At 58.7% G+C, this 22,958-nt stretch carries 18 protein-coding genes; 3 read left to right on the top strand and 15 right to left on the bottom strand.

Annotated features, from left to right (window positions below):
* Positions 1-25: 25 nt before the first annotated feature.
* The 6 genes from VL688_12395 to VL688_12370 form a co-directional block, all read right to left on the bottom strand.
* Positions 26-1,009 carry an NAD-dependent epimerase/dehydratase family protein gene (locus tag VL688_12395; GenBank protein ID HTL48851.1) on the bottom strand — a complete coding sequence of 328 codons (984 nt, stop codon included), beginning with the start codon at positions 1,007-1,009 and terminating at the stop codon, positions 26-28.
* Positions 1,010-1,018: 9 nt separating this feature from the next.
* On the bottom strand, positions 1,019-2,059 hold the full coding sequence (locus VL688_12390; protein HTL48850.1) for a transketolase C-terminal domain-containing protein: 1,041 nt from the start codon (positions 2,057-2,059) through the stop codon (positions 1,019-1,021).
* A 4-nt stretch (positions 2,060-2,063) separates the two neighbouring features.
* The gene (locus VL688_12385; protein HTL48849.1) at positions 2,064-3,254 is read right to left on the bottom strand and encodes a DegT/DnrJ/EryC1/StrS aminotransferase family protein; all 1,191 of its coding nucleotides are present in this window, start codon (positions 3,252-3,254) and stop codon (positions 2,064-2,066) included.
* Complete coding sequence (locus VL688_12380) at positions 3,254-4,213, bottom strand: thiamine pyrophosphate-dependent dehydrogenase E1 component subunit alpha (protein HTL48848.1); 960 nt, start codon at positions 4,211-4,213, stop codon at positions 3,254-3,256. The genes VL688_12385 and VL688_12380 overlap by 1 nt, the downstream gene beginning before the upstream one ends.
* Before the next feature lie 2 nt (positions 4,214-4,215).
* A complete protein-coding gene (locus VL688_12375) occupies positions 4,216-5,208 on the bottom strand; it encodes a kinase (GenBank protein ID HTL48847.1) in 993 nt (330 codons plus the stop codon).
* An 82-nt stretch (positions 5,209-5,290) separates the two neighbouring features.
* Positions 5,291-6,022 carry a glycosyltransferase family 2 protein gene (locus VL688_12370; GenBank protein HTL48846.1) on the bottom strand — a complete coding sequence of 244 codons (732 nt, stop codon included), beginning with the start codon at positions 6,020-6,022 and terminating at the stop codon, positions 5,291-5,293.
* 166 nt (positions 6,023-6,188) lie between these two features.
* Between VL688_12370 and VL688_12365 the strand changes: the two genes are divergently transcribed.
* The 3 genes from VL688_12365 to VL688_12355 are packed head-to-tail and all read left to right on the top strand — an operon-like array spanning position 6,189 to position 10,721.
* A complete protein-coding gene (locus VL688_12365) occupies positions 6,189-8,405 on the top strand; it encodes a YfhO family protein (protein ID HTL48845.1) in 2,217 nt (738 codons plus the stop codon).
* A 28-nt stretch (positions 8,406-8,433) separates the two neighbouring features.
* On the top strand, positions 8,434-9,975 hold the full coding sequence (locus tag VL688_12360; GenBank protein HTL48844.1) for a hypothetical protein: 1,542 nt from the start codon (positions 8,434-8,436) through the stop codon (positions 9,973-9,975).
* Between the two features lie 2 nt (positions 9,976-9,977).
* Positions 9,978-10,721, top strand: a complete 744-nt coding sequence (locus VL688_12355) for a class I SAM-dependent methyltransferase (GenBank protein HTL48843.1) — start codon at positions 9,978-9,980, stop codon at positions 10,719-10,721.
* Positions 10,722-10,728: 7 nt separating this feature from the next.
* On the opposite strand, the gene VL688_12350 is transcribed toward VL688_12355, so the two are convergent.
* The 9 genes from VL688_12350 to VL688_12310 all read right to left on the bottom strand — a co-directional run bounded on the left by VL688_12350 (position 10,729) and on the right by VL688_12310 (position 22,699).
* Complete coding sequence (locus VL688_12350) at positions 10,729-12,858, bottom strand: hypothetical protein (GenBank protein HTL48842.1); 2,130 nt, start codon at positions 12,856-12,858, stop codon at positions 10,729-10,731.
* A 36-nt stretch (positions 12,859-12,894) separates the two neighbouring features.
* On the bottom strand, positions 12,895-14,610 hold the full coding sequence (locus tag VL688_12345; GenBank protein ID HTL48841.1) for a DUF692 family protein: 1,716 nt from the start codon (positions 14,608-14,610) through the stop codon (positions 12,895-12,897).
* A gap of 18 nt (positions 14,611-14,628) precedes the next feature.
* Positions 14,629-14,844, bottom strand: coding sequence for a hypothetical protein (locus VL688_12340; GenBank protein ID HTL48840.1), 216 nt, complete (start codon positions 14,842-14,844; stop codon positions 14,629-14,631).
* 134 nt (positions 14,845-14,978) lie between these two features.
* Positions 14,979-15,590 carry a YceI family protein gene (locus VL688_12335; protein ID HTL48839.1) on the bottom strand — a complete coding sequence of 204 codons (612 nt, stop codon included), beginning with the start codon at positions 15,588-15,590 and terminating at the stop codon, positions 14,979-14,981.
* A 314-nt stretch (positions 15,591-15,904) separates the two neighbouring features.
* On the bottom strand, positions 15,905-17,083 hold the full coding sequence (locus VL688_12330) for a diadenylate cyclase (GenBank protein ID HTL48838.1): 1,179 nt from the start codon (positions 17,081-17,083) through the stop codon (positions 15,905-15,907).
* A gap of 15 nt (positions 17,084-17,098) precedes the next feature.
* Positions 17,099-19,597: a DUF3536 domain-containing protein gene (locus tag VL688_12325; GenBank protein HTL48837.1), complete on the bottom strand. Its 2,499-nt coding sequence runs from the start codon at positions 19,595-19,597 to the stop codon at positions 17,099-17,101.
* A gap of 166 nt (positions 19,598-19,763) precedes the next feature.
* The gene (locus VL688_12320) at positions 19,764-19,985 is read right to left on the bottom strand and encodes a winged helix-turn-helix domain-containing protein (protein HTL48836.1); all 222 of its coding nucleotides are present in this window, start codon (positions 19,983-19,985) and stop codon (positions 19,764-19,766) included.
* Between the two features lie 28 nt (positions 19,986-20,013).
* Complete coding sequence (locus VL688_12315; protein ID HTL48835.1) at positions 20,014-21,597, bottom strand: 1,4-alpha-glucan branching protein domain-containing protein; 1,584 nt, start codon at positions 21,595-21,597, stop codon at positions 20,014-20,016.
* Positions 21,598-21,604: 7 nt separating this feature from the next.
* Positions 21,605-22,699 (bottom strand): DUF4912 domain-containing protein, encoded by a 1,095-nt coding sequence (locus tag VL688_12310; protein HTL48834.1) that lies wholly within the window; start codon positions 22,697-22,699, stop codon positions 21,605-21,607.
* Between the last annotated feature and the right edge of the window lie 259 nt (positions 22,700-22,958).

The raw sequence follows: 22,958 nt of genomic DNA, 5'->3' as shown, positions 1-22,958 counted from the left end.
GAGTACCCGCCGGCGGCAGAGCCGCTTACGCAAATTTCTTCTCGGTGAAAACATTGTAGCGCTTGTTTACTTCTTCGCGGTTTTTCGAATACCAGTCCATGACTTCGCGGATGCCTTCTTCGATGGAGACTTTCGGCTCGAAGCCGAGAGCTTTCGCCCGCGTCATGTCCATCAGCCGTTTCTTGTCGCCGGAAGGCTTGGACGTGTCCCACACGACTTTGGGCTTCACGGGCATGTTGGCCGCGATGATGTCCACGATCTGCTTCACGCTGACGCCCAGGCCGCTTCCGAGGTTGAGCGGCTGGCCGCCTCCTTTTTCGAGCGCGAGCATCATGCCGCGGGCCACGTCGCGCGCGTGGATGAAATCGCGCACCGCGGAGCCGTCGCCCCACACCGTCAATGGATTCTCGCCGTCCATGGCGCGGCGGATGAGCGACGGGATCACCATGGCGTTCTGCGGGTCGAAATTGTCGAAGGGGCCATACACGTTTGCCGGCCGCACGATCGCGATGTCTTTCCAGCCGTATTCGATCTGGTAAGCCTCGGCCTGCAGTTCGCCCATGCGCTTGGCCCAGCCCGCGAAGCGGTCGTTCGGCGAAGGAAAAGTTTTCCAGACATCATCTTCGTGAAAAACTTCGGCCGGAGCATACACGCCGATGGAGCTGGTATAAAGGAAGCGCTTCACGCCGGCCTGGCGCGCGGCCTCCATCATGTTGGTGTTGAAAGTCACCATGGGCACGAAAAAGCTCGCGGGTTTCTTCGCGGTCATGGCGGGCGAGCCCTTGACGCCGGCCAGATGAAACACGTCGTCCATACCCTGGCAGGCCTTGGCGCAATTCTCGAAATGCATGAGGTTCGCCTGGACGAATTCGGCCTTGGGATGCGCGCGCGACGGATCGTCGAGCGATGCGATCCTCACGTGCGCGCCTTCCTGGATCAGCATTTCCACCAGCGGCCGGCCGATCAGCCCCGTGCCTCCGGTGACGAGAATTTTTCTGCCCTTAAACATGCGGCTCCGTCAGAAAGGCCCTTTGAACCGCTCTTCCCAGGAATAAAACTTTTCTCCGGAGAGATCGGTTTCCGAAAGGCCCATCATTTTTTCGATGGTTCTGATGAGGGTGATCGCGGAGGGATAAAAAAGATTTTCGAGCGGACGTGTCGTCGGGCAGGGCGTGGGTGCAAAACCGATCCTTTCGACGGGCAGCTTCAATTTTCCGAAGCAGCGCTTCGAGACTTCCGCCGCGACTTCGGCGCTGAAACCGCAGGGCACCCAGTCGTAGTCGGCCACGATGCAGCGGCCGGTCTTGGCCGCGGACGCGGCGATGGTGTCCATGTCCGCGGGCGCAATCGTGCGCACGTCCACAATTTCGACGGACACGTTGCGGCGCATCAGGATCTCGCGCGCCTTCAGGGCCTCGACCATCATCCAGGACGTCGTCACGACCGTGATGTCCGTGCCGTCACGCTTGACCAGCGCCTTGCCGATCGGGATCTTGAATTCCTTGTCCACGTCGCCGAACGCGTCGTAGAGCCAGCGGTGCTCGAGAAAAATGACCGGGTCCTCGTCCTGGATCGAAGTCCGGAGAAGGCTGTACGCGTCCTGCGGGTTCGTGGGCATCACGACTTTGAGTCCGGGGATATGCGCGAAAATGCTCTGCAGCGTCTTGCTGTGCTGCGCGCCCTGGCCCCACCCGCGGCCGATCACGGCGCGGATGACAAGCGGCACCTTGACCTTGCCGCCGGTCATGTAGCGCGCGCAGGAAATCATGTTCGCGATCTGGTTCATGGCAAGCAGCATGAAGTCCACGCGGATATGAACGTGCACGGGCCTGAGCCCGCTGAGGGCCGCGCCAAGCGCAACGCCCGTCATGCCGTCTTCGGAAAGCGGCGTGGCAAAGCAGCGCTCCGGCCCGAATTTTTCGACGAGGTTCGCGGTACTGCCGAAGATGCGCTTGTGGTCGGGCACATCCAGGCCGAAGACGAACACGCGGTCGTCGGCCGTCATTTCGTCCATCAAGGCTTCGTTGATCGCGTCGCGGTAAGTGATGTGTTTTTTCATGGCCTCAATCGATCGAGTTGAGCATGGCGCAGAGTTTTTTGATCAAGCCCTTGTCCAGGCCGGGATAATTTCCGATGTAATACGCGTAAAAGTGCACGTGCTCGACTTCGGGATAGTTTTTGTACGCGTCCCCGAAAAGTCTTTTCAGGTACGGCTGGCGGAGCTGGTTGCCGCCGCCGGAAGTGCCGCGCCGGTATTCGACGTTGGCTTCGACCAGCATCTTCGTGACCTTCTCCGCCCTGTCCGTGAAATTTTTCTGGAGCACCAGCGTTAACGCGTAATTGCTCACGCCCTCCAATTCGAAATCCGTGCGGTACTTTGCCGGATCGAGCCCGCCCAGAAACACTTTGAGGTTTTCATTGCGCTCGTCGATCTCGTCCTGCAGCCGCTTCAGCTGGTTGCGCCCGAATACCGCGTTGATCTCCGTGCTGCGCACGTTGTAGGCCGGGAATGCAAAAATAAACTGCGTGTCGAGGTCCGGATACTTTTCGTGATAGCGCTTCTTGAGGCTTTCGTCGTCCATCTCGCGCACCAGACCGTGCGATCGGAACATGCGCATCATCTGGTACAGTTCGTCGTCGTTCGTGCACACCATGCCGCCTTCCACGGTGCTGAGGTGATGCGCGTAATAAAAGGAAAAGTTGGAGGCCCAGCCGAACGAGCCGATCCTCTTGCCCTTGAAGCGCGCGCCGTGCGACTCGCAGCCGTCTTCAATGAGCGGGATATTCTTTTCTTTCAGGGTCTTCATCAGTCCGTCCGTCAGCGCGTTGTAGCCGAGGATATGCGTGAGGAAAACCGCCTTGGTCTTCGGCGTAATCTTTTTGGCGACCTCGTCTTCGGCCATGCCGAGATGCCGCGGGTTGATGTCCACGAATACCGGCGTGAAACCGTTCTGCAGCACCGACGCGATGTCCGACACCCAGGTCAGCGTCGGCACGATGACTTCGCCCGGCCCGGCGATTTCTTTCAGCGCGGCCAGCGTGATCAGGTTCGCGGACGCGCCGGAATTGACGAACACGCTGTGCTTCACGCCGATCCACTCGGACCATTCCTTTTCGAACGCGCGCACTTCTTTCCACTGCGTGAGCCGGTCGTTGTGCTTCAGGAACTCGATCACGGCCTGCCGGTCTTCGGGCAAAATATTGTCTGCCATGAGCGGCCAGTTCAATTTTTCAACCGGCTGGGAGGCTTTCATCAGCTCATGACTCCGCGTCCGAATTCCTGTTCGTCGGGAAAGGGGTCGGTCTTGGCCTTGGCCACGCTCTCCTCGATAAGTGCGTCCACTTCCTGGTTGATCTTCTGGATGTCGGAATCCGAAAGGCCGTGATTGGCGGCCATGCGCTCGGCAGCTTTCAGAGGATCATACTTTTGCAGCGCGGGCTCGTCCGGCTTGGGGCGATAGCCGAATTTGAAATCCTCGCCCACGCCTACGTGCTCGAGATAACGGAAATATTTGAAATGCAGCAAGCAGGGCTTGGGTTCGGCTTCCATTCTCTGAAGAAGTCCGGAAGCCGCGGCGTAAACTGTTTCCGGATCCCATCCGTCCGCGGTGGCCATGTGGCAGCGGAAGCCCGCGGCCGCTTCGGGAATGGACTTGAAGCCCTGGCGATGCGCGGTCGGCGTGTGGATGGCCAGGTCGTTGTCCTCGCAGACAAAGAAGACGCGAAGTTGTTTCAGGCAGGCAAAATTCAGACTTTCCCAGAACGCACCTTCTTCCACGGCGCCGTCGCCGAAGAAAACGGCCACTACGTTTTTTTCTTTGCGGTACTGATGCGCGAGAGCGGCGCCGACGGCCACCGGAATCGTCGTGGCCACGACCGCGGACGTGAGAAAAAGCCCGTGCTCGGGCGCGGTGAGATGCATGGAACCGGCCTTGCCCTGGGCGCAGCCTGTCGCCTTGCCGTACAGCTCCGCGAAAAACGATTTCGGGTCCTGCGTGAGCGGCAGGTAGAGCCCGTGATTGCGGTAAGTCCCGAAAACCTTGAGGCCTTTGGGAAGCGCGGCCAGGACGCCCGCGCAGATGGCTTCGGCGCCCACGTGCAGATGCACGGGCGTTTTCATCGCGTCCGAGGCGTATTCGTCGCGGATTTTTTCTTCGCAGCGGCGGACCAGGTAAACATCGTGGTAAATCTGTTTGGCTTTTTCTTTATTCATGTCTAGAAGTTGTAGGGTTCGTAAATCACGATTTTGCTTCCGGAAAATTCGAAACGGAAGCCCACATGGACGAGTTTTTTGAGCCTTTCCCGGATCTTTTGCTGCGCTTCCGGCTTGGCGAAAAACAGCATGAATCCGCCGCCTCCCGCGCCGAGCAGCTTGCCGCCCAGGGCTCCGGCCTCGAGCGCGGCGGTGTAAATTTCGTCCACCTCGGGAGTCGTCACTTTGTCCGAGAGGCTTTTTTTGTAGTTCCAGTATTCGTGGAGAAGCTTGCCGAATTCGTCGATCTGGCTGGAGCTTTGCAGGATGCTGATGGCCTCGTGGGTCATCTGCTGCATCATCTGGATTTCGCGCTTCCTTTTTTCCAGGTTGTCGATGTGCGCCTTGGCAATGGTCGAGGCGATGCGTGTTATGCCTGTGAAGCAGAGCATCAGGTTCTGCTGGAATTCCGTGAGGCGTTCTTTGGGCAGGATCACGGGCTGGACATCGTACGTGCCGCCCTGGTGGAACTCGATCATGTTGAAGCCTCCGTAAGCCGCGAGGATCTGGTCCTGCGAGCCCACGTTTTCTTTGAGCACTTCCTGCTCGATGTGCACGGCCTCGTTGGCGAGATCGCGTTTGGAAATAAATTTGCCATGCAGCGCGTGAAGGGCATGCAGCAGGCCCACGGTAAAAGACGAACTCGAACCCAGCCCGGAACGCGCCGGCAGGTCGCCGTCATGATGGATTTCCATGCCGCGGTCGACCTTGAGGGTTTCCAGGATTCCTTTGACGGCCGGATGCTTAATCTCGGAAAGGTCGTTCACGTATTCCATGTTGGAATACACGATCCGGTGTTTATAGGTAAAAAACGGAGGGAGATAACGGCAGCTGATATAACAGTACTTGTCGATGGTCGTGCCAATGACCTTGCCGCCGTACTTGGAGTACCAGGCCGGATAGTCGCTGCCGCCGCCGAAGAAAGAAATCCTGAAGGGGGTCCTGCTGATGATCATGAAACCCTCGAGGAGGTGGATAACCGGTTAAGCGATGACGCGTCCCTATTAGTGTACCCGCCAAAACTCACAAAAGCGACCCTCACGCTTGAATGTTCTGGGAAACGCAGCTTTTTTTAAAATCGCGAATAAAAAATTCCTTAAAAATCACGGCCAGCACGCGCAGCCCGTCGATCAAGGGGTTCATCTTGGGGTGGCCTCCGATGCGGGGAGGCTCGTCCCCGGGCACGTCCGCGGTCCTGGCCTTGATTTTCGCCGCCCGGATGCAGGTCAGGACGGTCACGCATTGCGGCAGGCTGCAGTTGACGACCCCCGCTTTTTCGAGAAACGGGCGGGTGAAGGCGCGGTAAATGACCAGCGAATCCGTATACCGGCAGCCGAAAAGCAAGTTCACCAGAAATGTAAAAAGACTGTTGCCGAAGCCCGTCACCGCGGTGTCGTCGTCGCTTTTGGCGCCTCCGGTATAACGCGACGCAATGACCATGTCGTATCCCTCTTTGATCTTGGCCACGAGCTGCGGGATGAGTTCCGGCACGGAATTCCCATCCGGGGAAAAATCGATCACGATGTCGCCCGCGGCCCGGCTGTAAGCCTCCCGGTGCGCGCCGCCCCACCGCGGCTCTTTCTGCCGGTAAACGGCATAGCCCTGCTCCCTGGCGTACTCGACCGTCCCGTCCGTGGACCCGCCGTCGATCACGATGATTTCGTCGCACCACTCTTTGCGGACTTTGGGCATGACCGCGCGCATCCCGTCAATTTCATTGAGGGTATAGACGGCCAGCGTGACTTTGGGGTCACGATTTTGCGCGTTCATGTCCTTCCTTTCCGACGGCCAAAAGGCCGGTTCAGGAAACAATATTATCGGCTCGAACGCTTAAAAGATTAAAATTCAGTAAGTTCCGAAAAATGTCGTAGTAAATTTTGTCCCGGCAAGCGGGGCAGCCGGGTTCCTGGATTCCACCCGGCTAAAACCCGACTTCATGAAGACAACCCTCAGCTTCGACAAAAAAGCCCTTTTCCGGGCGCCCGAAGTTTTATTCCTGCTGCTGGCCTGGGCCCTCTTCCGCTTCCCGGTCTGGGACCGCCATGTCTGGTACCAGGGCGATACCATCTACGTTTTCCAGCGCTTTTACACCTATTACACCAACTTTTTCTTCCATCATGAGCTGGCCCAGTGGTTCCCGTACGGCGTTTATGGGATATCGATGGACTACGCGCAGCTCGACACCTTCACCCCGGCCCAATACTTCGCGGGCCTCGCGGGCGGCCTTCTGCGCATCCGGGACGTTAATTTCCTTTTTAAATTTTCCATCCTGCTGGAAGAAGGCATGCTCGTTCTCGGCACTTCCCTTCTGGGCGGCGAACTTTTCAAAAAACGCGCCTCCGTCCTTTTCTGCTCCGTCGCGATGGTGGGAAGCACGATCTGGCTGACGAACGTCTACTGGAATTTCCGGATCTTCTACCTGCTGCCGCTCATCCTTTACTTCCTGGTCCTTTTCTATAAAAGAGAAAAAGCGGTTTACCTCTGGCTTGCGGGCCTCGTGTCGGTCACCGTGCAATTCGGGATTCCGCCTTATTTCGCGGCGCTCAACATGCTAATCGTCTCCGTCTTTCTCGTTTTCATGATCTTCCGCAAAAGGACGCTCTTCAAAACACTCTTCGCGCCGGAAGGGCCTAATGCCGCGGGCGCCGCGGCCTTTCTCGCCGTGGCCGGCCTGTTTGTCCTTTTCGCGCTTCACATGTACGACCACATCGACAGCATGCAGCAAGGAAGAAGCTCCGATTTCACGGTGCCGCTGCAGCTTTTCCTCCAGCACGGCGGCTATACCGGGCCGGAAAAATTCCTGACGGCCCTTTACCCGTCCTATGTGCCGCTGAAGATGAGCGTTTTCGTCGGCGGGCTCACGCTTGCCTTTCTCCTGACCGGCCTCGTTTGTGTAAGGAATCTTTTTCATGCGGCGCTCGCCGCGTCGCTCTTTCTGATCGGCGCGCTCTCTCTCGGCGCAAACACGCCCATCGCGGAATTCATCTACGAAATTTTTCCGCCCATCCGCCTTTTCCGTTACGTGGGCATTCTCGGCGGCCTGATGCGGCCGTTTCTTATTTTGCTTGCGGGTTTCGGCCTCGATCATTTCCTGGCGCATGCGGCGGAGGCCGGTTCCTCCGCGCGCCGGCGCGTGCTCCTCGCTTTTCCGGCCAGCCTTGCCGTCGTCCTCGGGTTCATGGTCTGGATGCGCCTGCCGTTCGACGCCATGCAGGCGGACAACTGGGTGTTGTGGCCGCAGGTTTTTTCGCAGGGCCTCGTGATCACGGCCGCCGGCGGCCTCGCGGTTCTCCTGGCCTTCCGTTTTCCCCGCTTGAGCGGACTGATTGCCGTGGCCGCCCTTACGGCAAACCTTTATCTTTTCCAGGCCGCTTTTTTCAAGACCTGGCCCATGCGCATCGCCAGCCTGAGCCGCGAACTTCTCGAGGTTTTCCCGTTTCAATATCAGGAGGCGCGGGGCCTGAAGGGAACCCAGCCCCGCATGGTCGAGGCCGAAGAGCTTTTGAACCGCAGCCCGGCGCGGTTCCAGAAGGAAATCTACAACTTCCTTTTCTTTGACACTTATCACGCCGAGGAGTACACCAACTTCGAATGGAATGAATGGTTCGGAAAGTTTTTCATGATCGCGCGCAGCTCGTGCTTCGGCACCGTGGGCTGCGAAGGGCCGAAGCTGCGGCTTGTCACCGACGTCGAGTTTTCGCCCAGCACCGAGTCGGCCGGACAAAGCCTTTTCCGGCTGAATCGCGAGCCGGAAAAAGTTTTCCTTGAAGGCATCCCCGCGGAAATCCAGGCATCCTGGACTCCCGCGCCGAATGCGGAAGCGGGCCGCGTCAAGGTCACGGACTTTTCTTTCAACCGCCTGGAGGCGGAGGCGGACGTCACTTATCCGAAAGGCGCCTGGCTTTATTACGTGGATGCCTGGCATCCGGGCTGGCATGCGTCCGTCGACGGAAAACAAACGGCGGTCAACCACGCGAACGTCGGCTTCAAGGCTGTTTTTGTTCCGCACGGCAGGCATCGCGTGAAATTATATTATTGGAATGACGGCGAAAGTTTCCGCAGCGTTACCGTGGCCGCGTATGGTATCTTTTTCACGCTGGCACTCTTTGTTTTCGCCGCGGACGCCTTGATGCCGCTGAGACGCGCGCCCTAACCTTCGGAAAAACAGGATTTTCAAAATCATGAACAAGCCGACGGTCCAAAATACGGCAAGATATCCCGCGCTCGCGGAATGGCTCGCGCTCGCCGCGCTCCTGCTCGTGAATTTCGCGCTGCTCAAGAAGGCGATGCTGTACGGGTTCGATCCCGAAGATTACGGCGGCTTTTTGAACACGGCCTGGCGCATCACGATGGGCCAGCGCCTTTACGTGGATTTTCATTTCCACGCCGTGCCCCTTTACGTGGACACACTCGCCCTGCTTTTCAAGATCCTGGGATTCGGCAAGGCCGCGATCCTGACGCTGCTCGTCGTGACCAGCTCGCTCGCGACTCTGGTGGTGTATGCCGCCGCGAAGAAATGGATTCCCTGGCCGTTCGCCTTTCTCGCAGCGCTCATGACCGCGTGCGGCTTCAACTGGTTTTACGCCTTTCCCACGTACGACACTTACGTCAGCTTCTGGGGCATCGTCGGGACCTGCCTGCTTCTGGCGCGCATGCCTTTCACGAGCCGCGAGGCTGCGTTCTGGACCGGCTTCGCCACCGGATTTCTTGCGCTGAGCGCGGTACTGACGAAGCTCAATGACGGACTCCTGTTCGGCTTCGTCTTCCTGGTCTTTTTTCTGGTCAACCGCGAGTTCCGGGCCTGGGGATTTTTCGGCTACGCCGCCGGCTGCTGGGCCACGGCGCTCCTCGGCCTGCATCTGATCGGCGACATTCCGGCCTTTCTCGTCAACAACTTCGATTACTACAATAACAATATGGGCAGCCGCTTCCAGCGCATGACTTCGCCGGGCGAATGGCTGAATCACGGCTACTGGCTGCCGCTTCTGGCCGGAACCTGGCTCGCGCGGCGCAGCCTCTGGAAACTCCGCGAATTCTACGTGCTGCTGGCGGGCGTGGCCATGACCGCGATTTTCTCGCACATTACCGGCTCGCACCGCCATCCCGGCCACATGCCGCTTCTGGGCATGATCGTCGCGCTCGGCTTCTGCGTAATCTTCCAAAGCGATGCCGCCGAAGGCGGAAGGAAATCCCCTCTTTTCAAGGCTGGGGCCGCGCTGCTTTCTTTTCTCGTGCTGTTCCAGACCGCGCGCTGCGTGGGCTACGCCTGCGAATCGATCAGCGGCCGGAAGACGCATTCGATATACGGGCGCTGCTGCGATTACACGATGCAGGAAGGGCCGCTGCAGGGCTGGCACGTTTACGAGATCTGGGGCCGGAACCTGGAGGCCATCGCGCCGTATGTCCGCGACCACATTCCCCAGAAAGATTCCTTTCTCGTGCTCACGAACCTGCACGTCCTGTACGCGCTGACCGGCCGCGTGCCGTATCCCGGCGTCAGCTTCCAGTTCAAATTCCAGGACCAGCCGCAGCCCGGCAAACAGCAGGAAGCGGTTTCGCACAACATCCAGAACAATCCGCCCGACTGGATCCTGACTTACAAGGACAATGGCCCCTTCAAGTTGAACATTATGCTAGTCTATTTAGGATTGGAAGAATTCCTGTTTTCGCACTACCAGCCCGTGCAGTCCTGGGGCCCGTACATCCTGTTCAAAAGGAAATAACCATGGAAATCTCCGAATACCGCCTCATGAAAGACGTTCAGGACAAACACTGGCTCTGGCAGGGGCGCAAAAAAATCGTGCAGACCGTCATCGAAAAGCACCTGGCCCCGGCGCGCCCTCTCAGCATCGCGGACGTCGGCTGCGGCTACGGCTGCAACATTCCCACGCTGCAGCAATACGGCAAGGTGACAGGGCTCGAGCTCAATGAGGACGCGGTGGCGTATGTCGCGGAAAAATTCCGGGGGTCGGCGGAGGTGCGCCAATGGAAACTGCCGCAGAAACTCGAACGCCGTTTTGATTTGATCGTCCTGATCGAAGTCTTCGAGCACATCGAAAACGACGCCGAGGCCGTGGAATGGTTTGACCAGCATCTCGAAAAAGGCGGCCACGTCCTGATCACGACGCCGGCCCATCAGTGGCTTTGGACGCAAATGGACGAGGTCGTCCATCATTACCGGCGCTACAACCGCGTCATGATGGACAAATTGTTCCGGGAAAAATTCGAGATCGTTTATTTCACTTACTACAATCTTCTTCTTTTTCCGCTGAAGCTGGGGCTGGTGATTTTCGACAGGCTGGATCGGCTGCTGCGGCGCGGCGAGAAGAAATCCTTCAACGAAATCCCGCCCGGGCCGGTCAATGACCTTTGCCGCTGGGCCGTTTACCAGGAAGCCGCGTGGATGGCGCGCGGGCTTTCGCTTCCCTTCGGCTCCAGCATCGTGATGCTCGCGAAAAAGCGGGCCTGATCCCTTCTCAAGACGCGCGCCGAAGCGCGAGCCCCAAAATTCCCAGCGATAAAATCGCGCAAAGCAAAACCTGTCCCAGGCTGAACGGTTCGTAATCGAAAGAGGCGGCATGATTGCCGGGCCCGACCTTCACGCGGAGAAGCGGCGCTTCCCCGGCCGCAGAGTCCAGGGCCCGAAGGTTTCCATCGACACGCGCTTTCCATCCGGGCCTTGCCGCAAAAGCCGCCACGAGTTCTTCTTCCCTCTCCAGCGCCGGCAGCGCGGCTTCCAGGCCGTTGCGGCGGAACCGGATCGCTTCCTGCGGCAGCGCCGTCCTCGAGCTTCCCTCTTCGAGATACGCCAGGCTGACGGGCCGCGGATTTTCATAAAGGGAAAGCACGGCGTAATTCGTCACGTTTTTCCAGCCCTCGCTTTCGGCCTGCGGGTTACGTCCGCCCTGCACCACGTAGCGGATGCCGAGATCGCGGAGAGCGTCCGCCCTCCACGGCTGGATAAAATGGTACTGGCCGAGCCCGTACGTGTCCGTTTCTTTCTGTACGAGCCCCCGGCCGATGAGATATTCGTCAAAAGGGCGGTAATGCAGCGGCGTCACGGGCTGCGCGCCGAAAAGGCCGTTGGCATTCACCTTCGCGTCGTGGCGGTAAACCATGTGCGCTTCGTGCGTGATGCGCGAACCCGGCTGGAGAAACGGCACGAGCGGCTGCAGCGCGTAATCCTGGTCCGCGGCGTCGGAAAACCAATGCGAGACGCGGCATTTTTTCAGATCCTCGAAGCCCAGGGTATGGCGGACCACCGGGTACAGCGCGGCAAGCACCGTCAGCGCCATGAGCGCGGAAAAGATTTTGGAAACGGCCGCGGCCTTCGCTTCTCCGCCCAGCGCGAGAAAAGCGGCATACGCCATCGCCAGCACCGTGAAAATAAAAACCGGTTCGCGAACGAAACGGTCGAGCGTCCGGTAATCGACGGCGAGCTGCGAAAGCAGAAAGCCCGCGAAGACGGCGGAAGCAAAAAGGGCGGCCTGCCGCACCGTCCTTTCCTTCAGGCCGGCAAAAAAAGCGCCCGGCGCCGCCATCAGGAAAATATTGGAGACCCACCAGAACCGCGTGATGTCCGTCGATTTCAAATACGGGATCGCCCAATAAAGGCGCTGGCACATGAGCAGCACCGTAACGCCGAAAAGCGGCAGGACGCCAAGGGTCAGAATTTTCACGGCGCCTCGGCCCGTCTTTTTCCATCCCGCGGCCACCGCGGCCATGAGCGGCAGCGGAAAATAAATCCAGGCTTCGTGGAGATGCCGGAAATCCGTGAGGCCGCCCAGGATGCCTGCCAGCATCCGGCGCGGCGGGATTTCGATGCCGAACCCCGAAGACGCGCGCAGGCTTCCCGCGGCCTGCGCCAGGAAGGACAGGACTTCCGGAATCTGGAAAACAAAGGCCGCGGCAAGAAGCGCGGCGATGCGCAGCGCGCGGGGCCTTCTTTCCTTTCCGGCTTCGAAAAAGGCGTTCGCCGCCGAGAAAAAAACGGCGATCAGCACGATCATCATGCTGAGGCTCTGGATCATCAGCACCGCGGCCGCGTAAAAGAAAACCGCGTCGCGCTTTTTCCCGTTTTCGATGAAGCGCTCCTCGAAAAGCAAAAGCGCCGCGGAGAAAAGAAGCGCGGTCTGATAGTGATGGTGCGCGAAATTCCACAGCGCGCCCGGGGTGAGAAACGCGAGCACCGCGCAGAACGAGGCCCAGGGATGCGGCAGGCGCCGGCGGTAATAGAGCGTCAGGACGGCCACGGTAATCCAGGCCAGCACGAAACGGTTCACGGTCATCGCGTACTTGCCGGGCAGGAACGCATACGTGACGGCCTGCGGGGCAAACGGAAACGTGAGGCAGTCGCCCGGGATCGGCGTCCCGAAAGCATGATAGAGATTCAGAAGCGGCAACGCGCCCTGCCGGAGCACATGGCGCGCGGCGGCAAGGCTCAGGAACGTGTAGCCCGCGTCGTCATTCGCGTCGAAGGCAAAGCATCCGGAGATCAGGAACACCTTGAGGATGAGAAGAAACGCAAGGGCCGCGGGAACGGCGATGTAAGCGAAAACTTTCCAGGAGCTCGAACCGTTGGGATTGGATTGGGAGCTCGAAGTCACTCAGCCCGCCACGGTTGAAATCGGGTTGTCAGGAGGCTAGCCGTTTCCGGCCGCGTCGGCCGGATGCGCGATCTCGTAGCCGCGCAAAAAGCCCGCGGCCATCCACTGCGCGAACCACTCGGACACGGGCAGAGGTTCGTCCCCGCCCTGCAGCAGGATTTCGCACGCCTCGCCCAGGGTTTTTCCGGAAAGCAGGAGTTCCAGGAGCAGGACCTGGCGGCCGTCGAGGACCTGGCAATGGACTTTCAGGTCCCGGCGGCCGACGAGCACGTTCTGGGGCCGGCCTTCGAATGGGACGTTAAGTTTTCCCGCGGGCGCATTCCTTGCTTCCCACAAATCGCAAACCGGCCACGCGGACTTCATGACGGCCACCGAAGGCTGGAAGAAAATGCGGATCCTCTCGAAATCGTCCGGCGAAAGCCCGGCAAGGTCCGACGGCGCAAGCGGCTTTTCGTCGAACGCATGGAACGACGCGGCCACAAGCCTTTCCAGCGCGGCGAGGTCCGGCAGGAACGGGAACTTTGCCGTGATCGGATTTTGCTTTTGGAGAAATTCCGGCAAATGCCGGCCGGCGAGGCTCAGGTTATATTCCTGCGACGGGTATTCCGCGGCGTAAGCCTGCGCCATCTCCCAGAAAAGTTTTTCGCCCAGGATGCGGTTGAGCGCTTCGTAAACATCGTCCAGCGCGTCGCGCATGCGCGCGGCATAACCGCCCGCGTAAACATCCATGCGTTCTTCCCCGCTCGCCCGGCCCTGGCGATTAAGTAACGATCCTTCCTGATGAGGTTCCTGGGAGCCGTGCGGCTGGATGTAGCTTTTCATCCAGCGCTGCGATTCCAGAAGCGAGGGCCCAGCCTCAGGCGCTTTATCGAGCGATACGCGGACCGGCGCCTTCTGCCGCGCGGTGCCGGCACGGTCGTAAAGCGCGCGCGCCATTTCCGCCTGCCTTGAGAGCTTCGAATATTCCTCGATCTTTTCGTCCCATTCGATCAGCGTGGAGACTTTCCCCCACCTTGCAAGCGCGTCTTTGTAAATGTCCCAGACGGGATTGATGATTTCGCCGGTGTGCGTGTCGAAAAGAAAATCGCCCATGTCCGTGTGGCCGGCGAGGTGGTACTGAGCGACCTTGGAGCCGTCGATTGCGTCGAGGTATTCCTTGGGATCAAAGCCGTGATTGCGGGAGTTCACGTAAATATTATTGAGGTCGAGCAGGATGCCGCAGCCCGAACGCGCGGCCACTTCACTGAGAAAATCCCATTCCTTCATCGTGGAATGCTTGTAGGTCACATACGTGGAAACGTTTTCCAGAAGGATGGGACGGCGCAGGAGTTCCTGCACCTGGTCCACGCGCCGCACCACGTGCCTCACCGACTCTTCGGTGTACGGCAGCGGCAGAAGATCGTGCAATTGCTGGGTATCGATGCCGGACCAGCACAGGTGGTCGGAAACGGCGAAAGGTTCGATGCGTTCGACGAGCGCCTTCAGGCGCTGGAGGTAACCGGGATGGAGCGGGTCCATGGACCCGATGGAAAGGGAAACGCCGTGAAGCGCAACAGGATAACGGCGCCGTACCTGCTCCAGGATGTGGAGAGGCCTGCCGCCGGAATCCATGTAGTTTTCCGTGACGGCCTCGAACCAGTCCATTTTCGGCCACTCGCGCAGAACATCATTGTAGTGGTCCGAACGGAGGCCCACGCCGCAGCCAAGAACCGGCCACGACGGGGAGGCACTGTTGTCCTGTTGCGCTTTCACGTCAACCTCGGCGTTTAATTATTCAGCCGCTTCTTTCAGCGTGCCGCCCTGAGCCGTGCAGGCAGCGTCATCGGCAGCCGTGATCCAGCCCTGGCCCTTGCAGGCGTTCTTACCGGCGCAGCTATGACCCTTGCCGCCGCATTCGCCCGTGCCTTTGCAGCTGTTCACGCCATGGCACTGAACGCCTTCCGCATGGGCGAGTCCGGGCAGAATCACAGCGCCCGCGACGGCCATGAGACCGGCCATGGAAGCAGCCAATAAAGCCTTCTTCTTGTTCTTTTCCATTGAATCCTCCTTTGTACTGCTGGTTGACTTCACCCGGGGCTTTAATCCCGGATGTTGCTGCACTGACTTTTTCTCTGCTCTTCTTATGATGCCGCCGGCGCCTGCTCGGCCCCTGCCTTCATGCCGGAAACTTCGATCGTGATCTGCACGTCTTCGCCCACAAGGAGCTGTCCGGTTTCCACGGTCTTGTTCCAGGTCAGCCCGAAATCCTTGCGGTTGATGGTGGTGGTCGCGGTGAAGCCCGCGAGCTGATTACCCCACGGATCTTTGACTTCGCCCAGGATCTCAACGTCGAGCACGACCGGCTTGGTCACGCCGTGAATTGTGAGGTTGCCCTCGAGCTTCGCGTGCTTGTCGTCGACCGCCGTGGCCTTGGTGCTCTCGAATGTGAGCGTGGGAAATTGATCGACGTCAAAAAACTCCGGACTGCGCAGGTGTTTGTCGCGCGGCGCCACGCCGGTATCGATGCTCGCGGCCTGGATCGTGGCCTTCGCCTTCCAGGTCTCCGGCTTGCCGGGTTCGTAATCGAATGTGCCTTCAAACTGTTTGAACTGGCCGTTCACCCACGAAATCAGGTGATGGACTTTGAAATTGATGGTGGTGTGGTCTGCATCCAGATTGTAGGTCGCGGCCTGCGACGACGCGGGCAAACCCAGAATGAGGACAAAAAAGGCGATGGAAAAAATCTTTTTCATGGAAAACCTCCGAGGCGAGGGGGGGATGAAGAGTGTGTTCATAGAAGCGCTATTCTGATCATTGCTCCTTTAAATTGCAATGAATTTTTGGCCCTTAAAATTTCCCAAAAGCCGCATACGCAGTCATTTACAAAGAGTTTACGCCCGGCCTTCCTGCGTCTTATAACCTGCCAAAGCACGGGGCCTAGTCATTGCCAACCTCTAAAAGGACGGCTTTCCGGAAAATAAATTCACTTCTTTTTCTCTGGGGGGGCGGCCGGGAATTAGATAAGCAAGGCCTGAAAAATAACCGGGCCTCGGCGTCGCTTTTTTGATCATCCCTTGCCCGTCTGCGTGTTGTCGACGTTGAGGCGCACTTCATCGGGATTGATGGATTCGAGCACGAGGTCTTTGGGAAAAGAAAAATTCTGGGGGGTCAGCCGGATCTTGTGGACGCCCTCTTCCTTGCGCACGCCCAGGGACATCCTGACTTTGCCGTGGCCCCAGAAATAAAAGGCCTTGCGCGGCCCGCGGAAGGTCAGCTCCACTTCCTTGGGCTCCATGACTTCGACGCTCCACGGCGAGGACAGTTTTTCCGTGGAAACCGGGATCTGGAGAGAACGGCTGGACGGTTCGGAGCCGTGGGCGAAGACGAACCAGAAAGCGAGGGCCAGGAGAAATGCCACGAGCTTTTCCTGGCTGTTCTGCTTGAAGAAATCCTGCCAGGGCCGCGGCTCTTTGCGCGGGTCGGTTTCCTGGTAGAAGCGCTCGATGATGACGGCAAGCTCTTCCGCGTTGCGCACGACCGAGATGTTGCCGTGGCGGGCCATGGAGATTGTGCCCCGCTCCTCCGAAACGACAAGGCACATCGCGTCGCACAATTCGCTGAGGCCGAGCGCCGCGGCGTGGCGCGTCCCGCCCTTTCCGAGGTTCCGGAGGTTTTTGGTCAGCGGCAGGTAAACCGAAAATTGCGTGATCTTCTTTTTTTCGACGACGACCGCGCCGTCATGGCCGATGGAATGCGGATCGAAGATGCTTTTCAAAAGCGCCTCGCTGATCTCGCCGCCGAGGCGTATGCCGCCTTCCAGGTGCCGCGCCAGGATGTCGCTGCCTTTGAGCACGACAAGCGCGCCGATGCGCTCTTTGGCCAGGTCCATGAGCGTGCGCACGAGAATCTCGGTTTCCTCGCGCGAGAGCTGGTTGCGTCCCTGGAAGCGGAGCCTCGGATTGAAGCTGAAGACCGCGACGCGCTCGAAAAAATGCCGCAGTTCTTCCTGGAAGATCACGACCAGCGCCACCAGGATGATGGCGAAGAAATTTTCCAGGATCGTGGACGTGAGGACGAGGTTGAATTGCCGTGACAGGAGGTAAACGCCGAAGATGATGATAATGCCCGTCAGGACAAAAGCGGCCCGCGTCCTCTTGATCCAGACGAGGACGCTGTAGAGGATAAGCGACATGAAGCCGATGTCGACAAGGCCCGCCAATCCGATCTGGCGGAGGGTATCCCACATGGGCGGTCTCCCGGGTTAAGCCATCGATTTCTGCATCAGTTTTTTCAATTCTGCGGTCGAAAGATGCAGCGACGCCATGAGCTGGAGAAACTGATTGGCGTACGGCATGATGGCCGGCGGAATGTCCTGGGGATTTTCCCGCCAATGCCGCACCCGCTGAAACAGATCGTCCTGGGCGTCCATGGGGTTGAGTTCGATCCCGATCCTTTTGGAAAGTTTGTAGATGCACAGGCATTCCTGGATGAGGTCTGTCCCCGGCTTCTGGACGAACCGCTGGATCGTCCGCCGCAGTTCGGCATTCAGGTACTCGGTGATCTGCCCCTTGGTGATTTCCACATTCAGCGATTTGGCCGCGTCGATGATGCGGTTTGCCGCGGTCATCCTGCGGATCGGGAATCCCTGTTTGGAAAGCTGCTGGAGCACCTCCATCAGCCTTTTGGCGAGCACGTGCTCGGCCGCGTAACGGAATTCCGAAGGGATAGGCAGGTTGATGGAGCGGTAGATCTCGTTGATCTTGCGGTTTTCGTCGTAGACCCGCTCGTAAAACTTGCTGACCTTTTCGATCTGCTCGCGCGTGAGCCGCGTGATGATCCTGAGGCGGTCTTCCAGCAGCAGGTCTTTCAGCGCGAAATATTTTTCCCCGAAGTAATGGTCGAGCGTCTTGAACAGCTCGATGATGTGTCCCGTGTGCAGCTCGTCGAAGAGTTCCTGGTCCAGCTTCTCCAGTTCCCGGTCGGTCGCGAACGCCTTGACCGAGCAGCGGAAATCGTAAAGCCCGATCTGCACGGCCACGAAGATCAGGTCTTTCTCGTCGAGCGTGACCTTGGAGGTGATCTTCACGCGGCCGATGTTGAGCGTCACGTTCCCGGACGATTCCTTGCGCTGCTGGACCACCTGCAGGTTGAAGCTGTAAATATCGAGGTTTTCCTTGTGCGGGTAATAATCCTCGAAGATCGACCCGATCGCGTAATAGCTTACGATGTGCTCGAGCGTCGCGATGCTCGACTTGACCAGCTGCTCGTAAACGCCGCGGCCGTCCTTGTAAGCCTCGACGTTGCTTTTGGCGAGCGCGAGCTTTTCCAGGAACTGCGGCTCCAGGTTCACGCCCGAGACGCTCTGGGCAAGCTGCATGGCGCGGGCCGCGTACTGCAGGATCTGCACGGTCTCGATGCCCGAGATCTCGGTGAAAAACCAGCCGCAGCTCGTGTACATCAGCATGGCGTGGCGCTGCATCTCCAAAAGCTGCAGGCACAAGGTCATGTCCTTGCGCGCGAGCGCGTGCGTGGCATGCCGCGTGAAGAACGCCTTAACGACGGGCGGCTTGCGGTCGAGGATCACGTGGATGTAATCGTCGCGCGCCTCCCAGACGTCCTTGAGGTACGGCGCGCCCTGCGCCTCGAAAACTTTTGCGAGCTCATCACGCAGCCAGTCGAGCGCGTCGCGCAAAGGCTTGCGCCAATGCTGCGTCCATTCCCCCGGCCCGCCGCCGCGGCACCCGCAATGCTCCTTCCAGCGCTTGACCCCGTGCGCGCAGCTCCAGGACGTGCCCTCGCCGTTCTCGCCGGCTTTGATGCGCACCTGGAACGCGGGCGGGTTCTCTTCGAGGTATTCCCCGTAATTGACGACGCGGTAGCCCTTCTCCCGGGCCATCGTATAAAGGAAGTACGCGAGGCTGCGCTCGCCGAACGGCTTGTGATGGCCGTAAGTTTCGCCGTCGGTCGCGACATGGATGAGCTGCGGCTTGTGTCCGTGGTCCACGATCGCGCCTTCGATGCGGTGCATGAGGTGCTTGGCGTCGGCAAGCACGCTTTCGAAACCGATGGACTTGGAAATCGGGCCGTCGTAGAAAAAAATGTCGATGTGCTTGGACGGGTCTTTCTTGAGGAAGCAGCGGTAAGCATGGCGCGGGTCGATCTGTCCGGAACCCACGCCGCGCCATTCGCCGCCGGCAAGCGGCTTCACTTCTTCGGCCTGATGCGGCTCGAGGAGGATGAACTTCACGCCCTCTTCCACCAGCGCCTCCAGAGTTTCTTCATTGCAGGCCGTTTCCGGAAGCCACATAGCCTCGGCCTCGCGCCCGAAACGGTGCCGGAATTCCCGCAGGCCCCAGTGCACCTGAGTTTTTTTGTCGCGCGCATTCGCGAGCGGCAGGATCACGTGATTGTAAGCCTGAGCGATGGCGTTGCCGTGCCCCTGGTGCATCTTCATGCTGTGCCGGTCGGCCTGGAGGATGGCCTGATAGGTGTCCGGATGCTTGATCTCGATCCAGGACATGAGCGTGGGCCCGAAGTTGAAACTCATTTTTTCGTAATTGCTGACGATGTCCACGATCTTGCCGTCGTGGCCGATGACGCGGGCGCGCGCGCCGGGGAGGTAGCACTCGGAATAGATGCGCTCGTTCCAGTCGTGGAAAGGGGCGGCGCTTTCCTGGCGTTCGATGTCTTCGATCCAGGCATTTTCGCGCGGGGGCTGGTAAAAATGCCCGTGAAAGCAAATGCAGACCGGTTTTGTCATGAACGATTCCTAAATGCCTGGGATATAACGGTGAAGGGACGTCCCTGAAAGATTATGCTGAAGGAACGCTGGAATTGCAAAAAGAAACTGCTTCGAGCCCGTTGGGGGCTTGGGGACACGGACAAGGAGAGATTCCCGCGAACAGGAATCTCTCCCCTGCCGCGGATTAGCGGACCGCTCCGGCGGAACAAAGCGCCACTTTCGGCGTCTTTCCGGCCTTGAACGTGACTTTCTCTTCGCGCGCGAGCCAGCCGAGCGCCTGATTGAAAAGCGCTTCATCGCTGACCTGGGAGGCTTTCTGCAGTTTGGAAACTGCCTGTTCCCCCTGTTCGAGGGCGCGGTAGATTTTTCCGGCGGCTTCGCCGATGGCATTATATTCATCTCGCATGTCGTGCTCCTTTCGGTTTGAACGGGGGTTATTCCCCGCAGAAGACGTGATAATCCACTTTGGGGAAAATGTTGTCCCTGCTTTCCAATTCCGCCAGCCAGCTTTCGTTGACCTGGTTTTGCATCAGGTCGTCGTAGATCTTGGTGAAATTGAGGATGTGGTCCTTGGTCCTTTTTTCCGCGTACGGGACCATGGTGCCGGTATGCATGATGAAAGCCCAATCGCTCGACTGCGCGAGAAAGAGTTCGCGCACGGCCTGGTTGAGTGCCCGCTGCTTCAGCGGATCCTGATCCTTGAAGCGGTTGGCCAATTCGCTCATCCGCAGCGCCGCCTTGTGCAGATGCTTGTAGATCCAGCCATTGGTGTCGTTCAGCCACGTTTCCGCGTAACCCTTGTACCCCCAGCTCGACGTGGAAGGTGTGGAAACCTGGTTGACCGGATATTCCCTCAGGTAGTCCGACGGCGTGGCCAGGCGTACCGTCTTCTGGTCGAACGCGACTTTGCGGATGAGAAAGTTCAGGAACTCGGGGCCTTCATACCACCAGTGGCCGTAGAGTTCCGCGTCGTAGGGCGCCACGATGACCGGCTTGCGCCCGAGGAATTCGAACAGGTATTCCACCTGCTTTTCGCGGTTGTACATGAAATTGCCGGCATGACTCGCGGCTTTTTCCACGGCGCGCGAACGGACATAAGGCTGCTTGTGGTTCGAGCCCGTGATGCGGTAATACTTGATGCCTGTATTGACCCGCAGACCGTCGGGAGAAATGTAGGGCTTGATGTAGTCGTAGTCGAGGTCAAAGCCGATGTCGCGGTAAAATTCGCGGTAGTCCGCGTCGCCGGGATAGCCTTCGATGGCGGACCAGACCTGCTTGGAAGATTCCACGTCGCGCCCGAAAGCCGCCACGCCCGACGGACAATAGACCGGCGCGAAAATGCCGTACTTGGGACGCGGCGACGCGTAGAGAAGCCCGTGCGTGTCGACCAGGAAATAGCGGATGCCCTCTTCCTTGAGGAACGAGTCCACGCCGGGATAATAGCCGCATTCGGGAAGCCAGATGCCGGCAGGCCTGCGCCCCATCACGTCTTCATACTGCCGGACCGCGGTGGAAATCTGCGCGCGCACCGAAGCGCCGGTCCGGTGATTGAGCGGGAGAAACGCGTGCGTGGCCGAGCAGGTAATGATTTCGAGCAGCCCCGCGTCCTGGAATTTCTTGAACGCGGTGGTGAGGTCCCTGCCGTAGCGGTTCACAAAAGTCTCCCGCGCCTGCGTAAAATGCCAATAATAATGAAGCGCGGTTTCGTTGAATTCCGGCTGGAACCGGGTGCGTTCCACCTCTTTGTTGGCCAGTTCGATCAGCTTGTCGATGTGGCGTACGTAACGATCCTGGAGCAGGCCGTCCCGCAGCATCGAAATCAGTGTTGGCGTGAGCGACATGGTGATGCGGCACGCCACCCTGTCTTTTTCCAGGCCTTCGAACATGTTGATCAGCGGGACGTAAGTCTCGGTGATCGCCTCGTAAAACCAATTTTCTTCCAGGAAATATTCGTGCTCGGGATGCCGCACGAAAGGCAAGTGGGCATGCAAGATGATGGACAAAAGCCCTTTTTCCATGACGACCTTACACCTTTTCTTCAGATTTGATGACGGGGGCCGGTCGGTCCGTGGTCCTTTGCACGGTGGGGGTAATCACGCGCTCTTCCAGGCCGTCGGCCGAAACCGCGCGCGCGTCGAATACGAACTTTCCATCCGGGAGGGAAAACCTGAAAGAGAACGTGCCGTCCGGACGCAGCTTCACGGGACGGCCCTGGAACGTCACGGCGGCGTCAGGTTCGGTGGCGCCGTAGACGATGACTTCGCAATCCAGCACGAACCAGAAGCCGCGCTGCTTTCCTTTGACCGGGCTGGAAAGGCTCGAGATGCTCCCGCCGGATCCCGAAGAAATGCCCGCCTGGATGTGCTTCTGCAGCCATTCCTTGACGTCTTCGGAGGAGCTCCTGCCCGCGTGGAAACCGCCGGACAGGGCAAAGAGCTTTTCAAAATCCAGGCCCATCCATTCTTCGTCCAGCACGTCGGAGACAGACGCGCGCGGCGTGGCGACTTCGTTCGATCGCGCCAGCGCCAGAAACCGGCCGTCTTTATGCAGCAGTCCGATTTCTACGACATAATTGCGGCCCGGTTCTACATTAATGAACCAGTTGACGGCCATGTTCTGGAGTTCGATGTCGAAAAAAGACGCGGCGCTTTTTTTGTCGCTCGTGTCATAAATGCGCAGGATGGACCGGACGTCCGCCCAATTGCCGCCGAGTTTCGCGAGCGTCCGCTCCTGATGGTCCTTCTGGATTTCCCAATACGTGTAAAGGTAATACGGGTCGCGCACGAGCAGGTAAATCATGTTATCGCCGTAATTGGCCGGCAGTTCCGCCGGCATCTTGAAAATTTCACGCACGGAGGCCGCATCAGGCGCGGATTTGGCCGGCCCGAAAATTTCCGGGGAAGTCAGCGTTTCCTTAGCGGCCTTGGCCGGAGTTCTGAGCGGCTTGGACGGCAGCGCGGCCTTCAGGCGCGCTTCGGCGACGAGATTGCGGCGGACGGGAAGTTTTTTTTCTTCGGGTTTTTTCTGCAAACGCGCGGCGGGTTTGGTCTTGGCGGAAATCTTCTTGGCAGGCTGCGATTCTTTCACTTTGTCTGTTTTTTTCATGCGTAGCGGAGCCATGGGAACTTCCCCGATTAGACCAGATTTTTTGCAATTTAAATCTGAGGGCTTGATGATTTACAAAGCAAAAAACATGCCTTTTATATCACAATGAACCCGAGCATCCCGGAGGCAGGGTCCGGGACTGATTAGTATACACTTCTTCTTTTATTATGGAATCAGAAAATCAGCCGTGGAACCCTGAGAATAGCGTAAAGAGTTTCCTTATAAAACCGCGCCGGGAAACAGGGTTCGGCCTGCAAGTCTCGAAAACAAAAGC

The sequence above is a fragment of the Verrucomicrobiia bacterium genome, assembly GCA_035495615.1.
Taxonomy (GTDB): Bacteria; Omnitrophota; Omnitrophia; order Omnitrophales; family Aquincolibacteriaceae; genus DATJFP01.
This window is presented reverse-complemented; position numbering and strand designations above follow the sequence as displayed.

Excerpts from the sequence above, each read along its gene's own strand:
- VL688_12385 (HTL48849.1), bottom strand. The coding sequence starts at position 3,254 with ATGAAAGCCTCCCAGCCGGTTGAAAAATTGAACTGGCCGCTCATGGCA.
- VL688_12355 (HTL48843.1), top strand. The coding sequence starts at position 9,978 with ATGGAAATCTCCGAATACCGCCTCATGAAAGACGTTCAGGACAAACAC.
- VL688_12325 (HTL48837.1), bottom strand. The coding sequence starts at position 19,597 with ATGACAAAACCGGTCTGCATTTGCTTTCACGGGCATTTTTACCAGCCC.
- VL688_12365 (HTL48845.1), top strand. The coding sequence starts at position 6,189 with ATGAAGACAACCCTCAGCTTCGACAAAAAAGCCCTTTTCCGGGCGCCC.
- VL688_12315 (HTL48835.1), bottom strand. The coding sequence starts at position 21,597 with ATGGAAAAAGGGCTTTTGTCCATCATCTTGCATGCCCACTTGCCTTTC.
- VL688_12320 (HTL48836.1), bottom strand. The coding sequence starts at position 19,985 with ATGCGAGATGAATATAATGCCATCGGCGAAGCCGCCGGAAAAATCTAC.
- VL688_12380 (HTL48848.1), bottom strand. The coding sequence starts at position 4,213 with ATGAATAAAGAAAAAGCCAAACAGATTTACCACGATGTTTACCTGGTC.
- VL688_12390 (HTL48850.1), bottom strand. The coding sequence starts at position 2,059 with ATGAAAAAACACATCACTTACCGCGACGCGATCAACGAAGCCTTGATG.
- VL688_12360 (HTL48844.1), top strand. The coding sequence starts at position 8,434 with ATGAACAAGCCGACGGTCCAAAATACGGCAAGATATCCCGCGCTCGCG.
- VL688_12310 (HTL48834.1), bottom strand. The coding sequence starts at position 22,699 with ATGGCTCCGCTACGCATGAAAAAAACAGACAAAGTGAAAGAATCGCAG.
- VL688_12395 (HTL48851.1), bottom strand. The coding sequence starts at position 1,009 with ATGTTTAAGGGCAGAAAAATTCTCGTCACCGGAGGCACGGGGCTGATC.
- VL688_12375 (HTL48847.1), bottom strand. The coding sequence starts at position 5,208 with ATGATCATCAGCAGGACCCCCTTCAGGATTTCTTTCTTCGGCGGCGGC.
- VL688_12370 (HTL48846.1), bottom strand. The coding sequence starts at position 6,022 with ATGAACGCGCAAAATCGTGACCCCAAAGTCACGCTGGCCGTCTATACC.
- VL688_12335 (HTL48839.1), bottom strand. The coding sequence starts at position 15,590 with ATGAAAAAGATTTTTTCCATCGCCTTTTTTGTCCTCATTCTGGGTTTG.
- VL688_12340 (HTL48840.1), bottom strand. The coding sequence starts at position 14,844 with ATGGCCGTCGCGGGCGCTGTGATTCTGCCCGGACTCGCCCATGCGGAA.
- VL688_12330 (HTL48838.1), bottom strand. The coding sequence starts at position 17,083 with ATGTGGGATACCCTCCGCCAGATCGGATTGGCGGGCCTTGTCGACATC.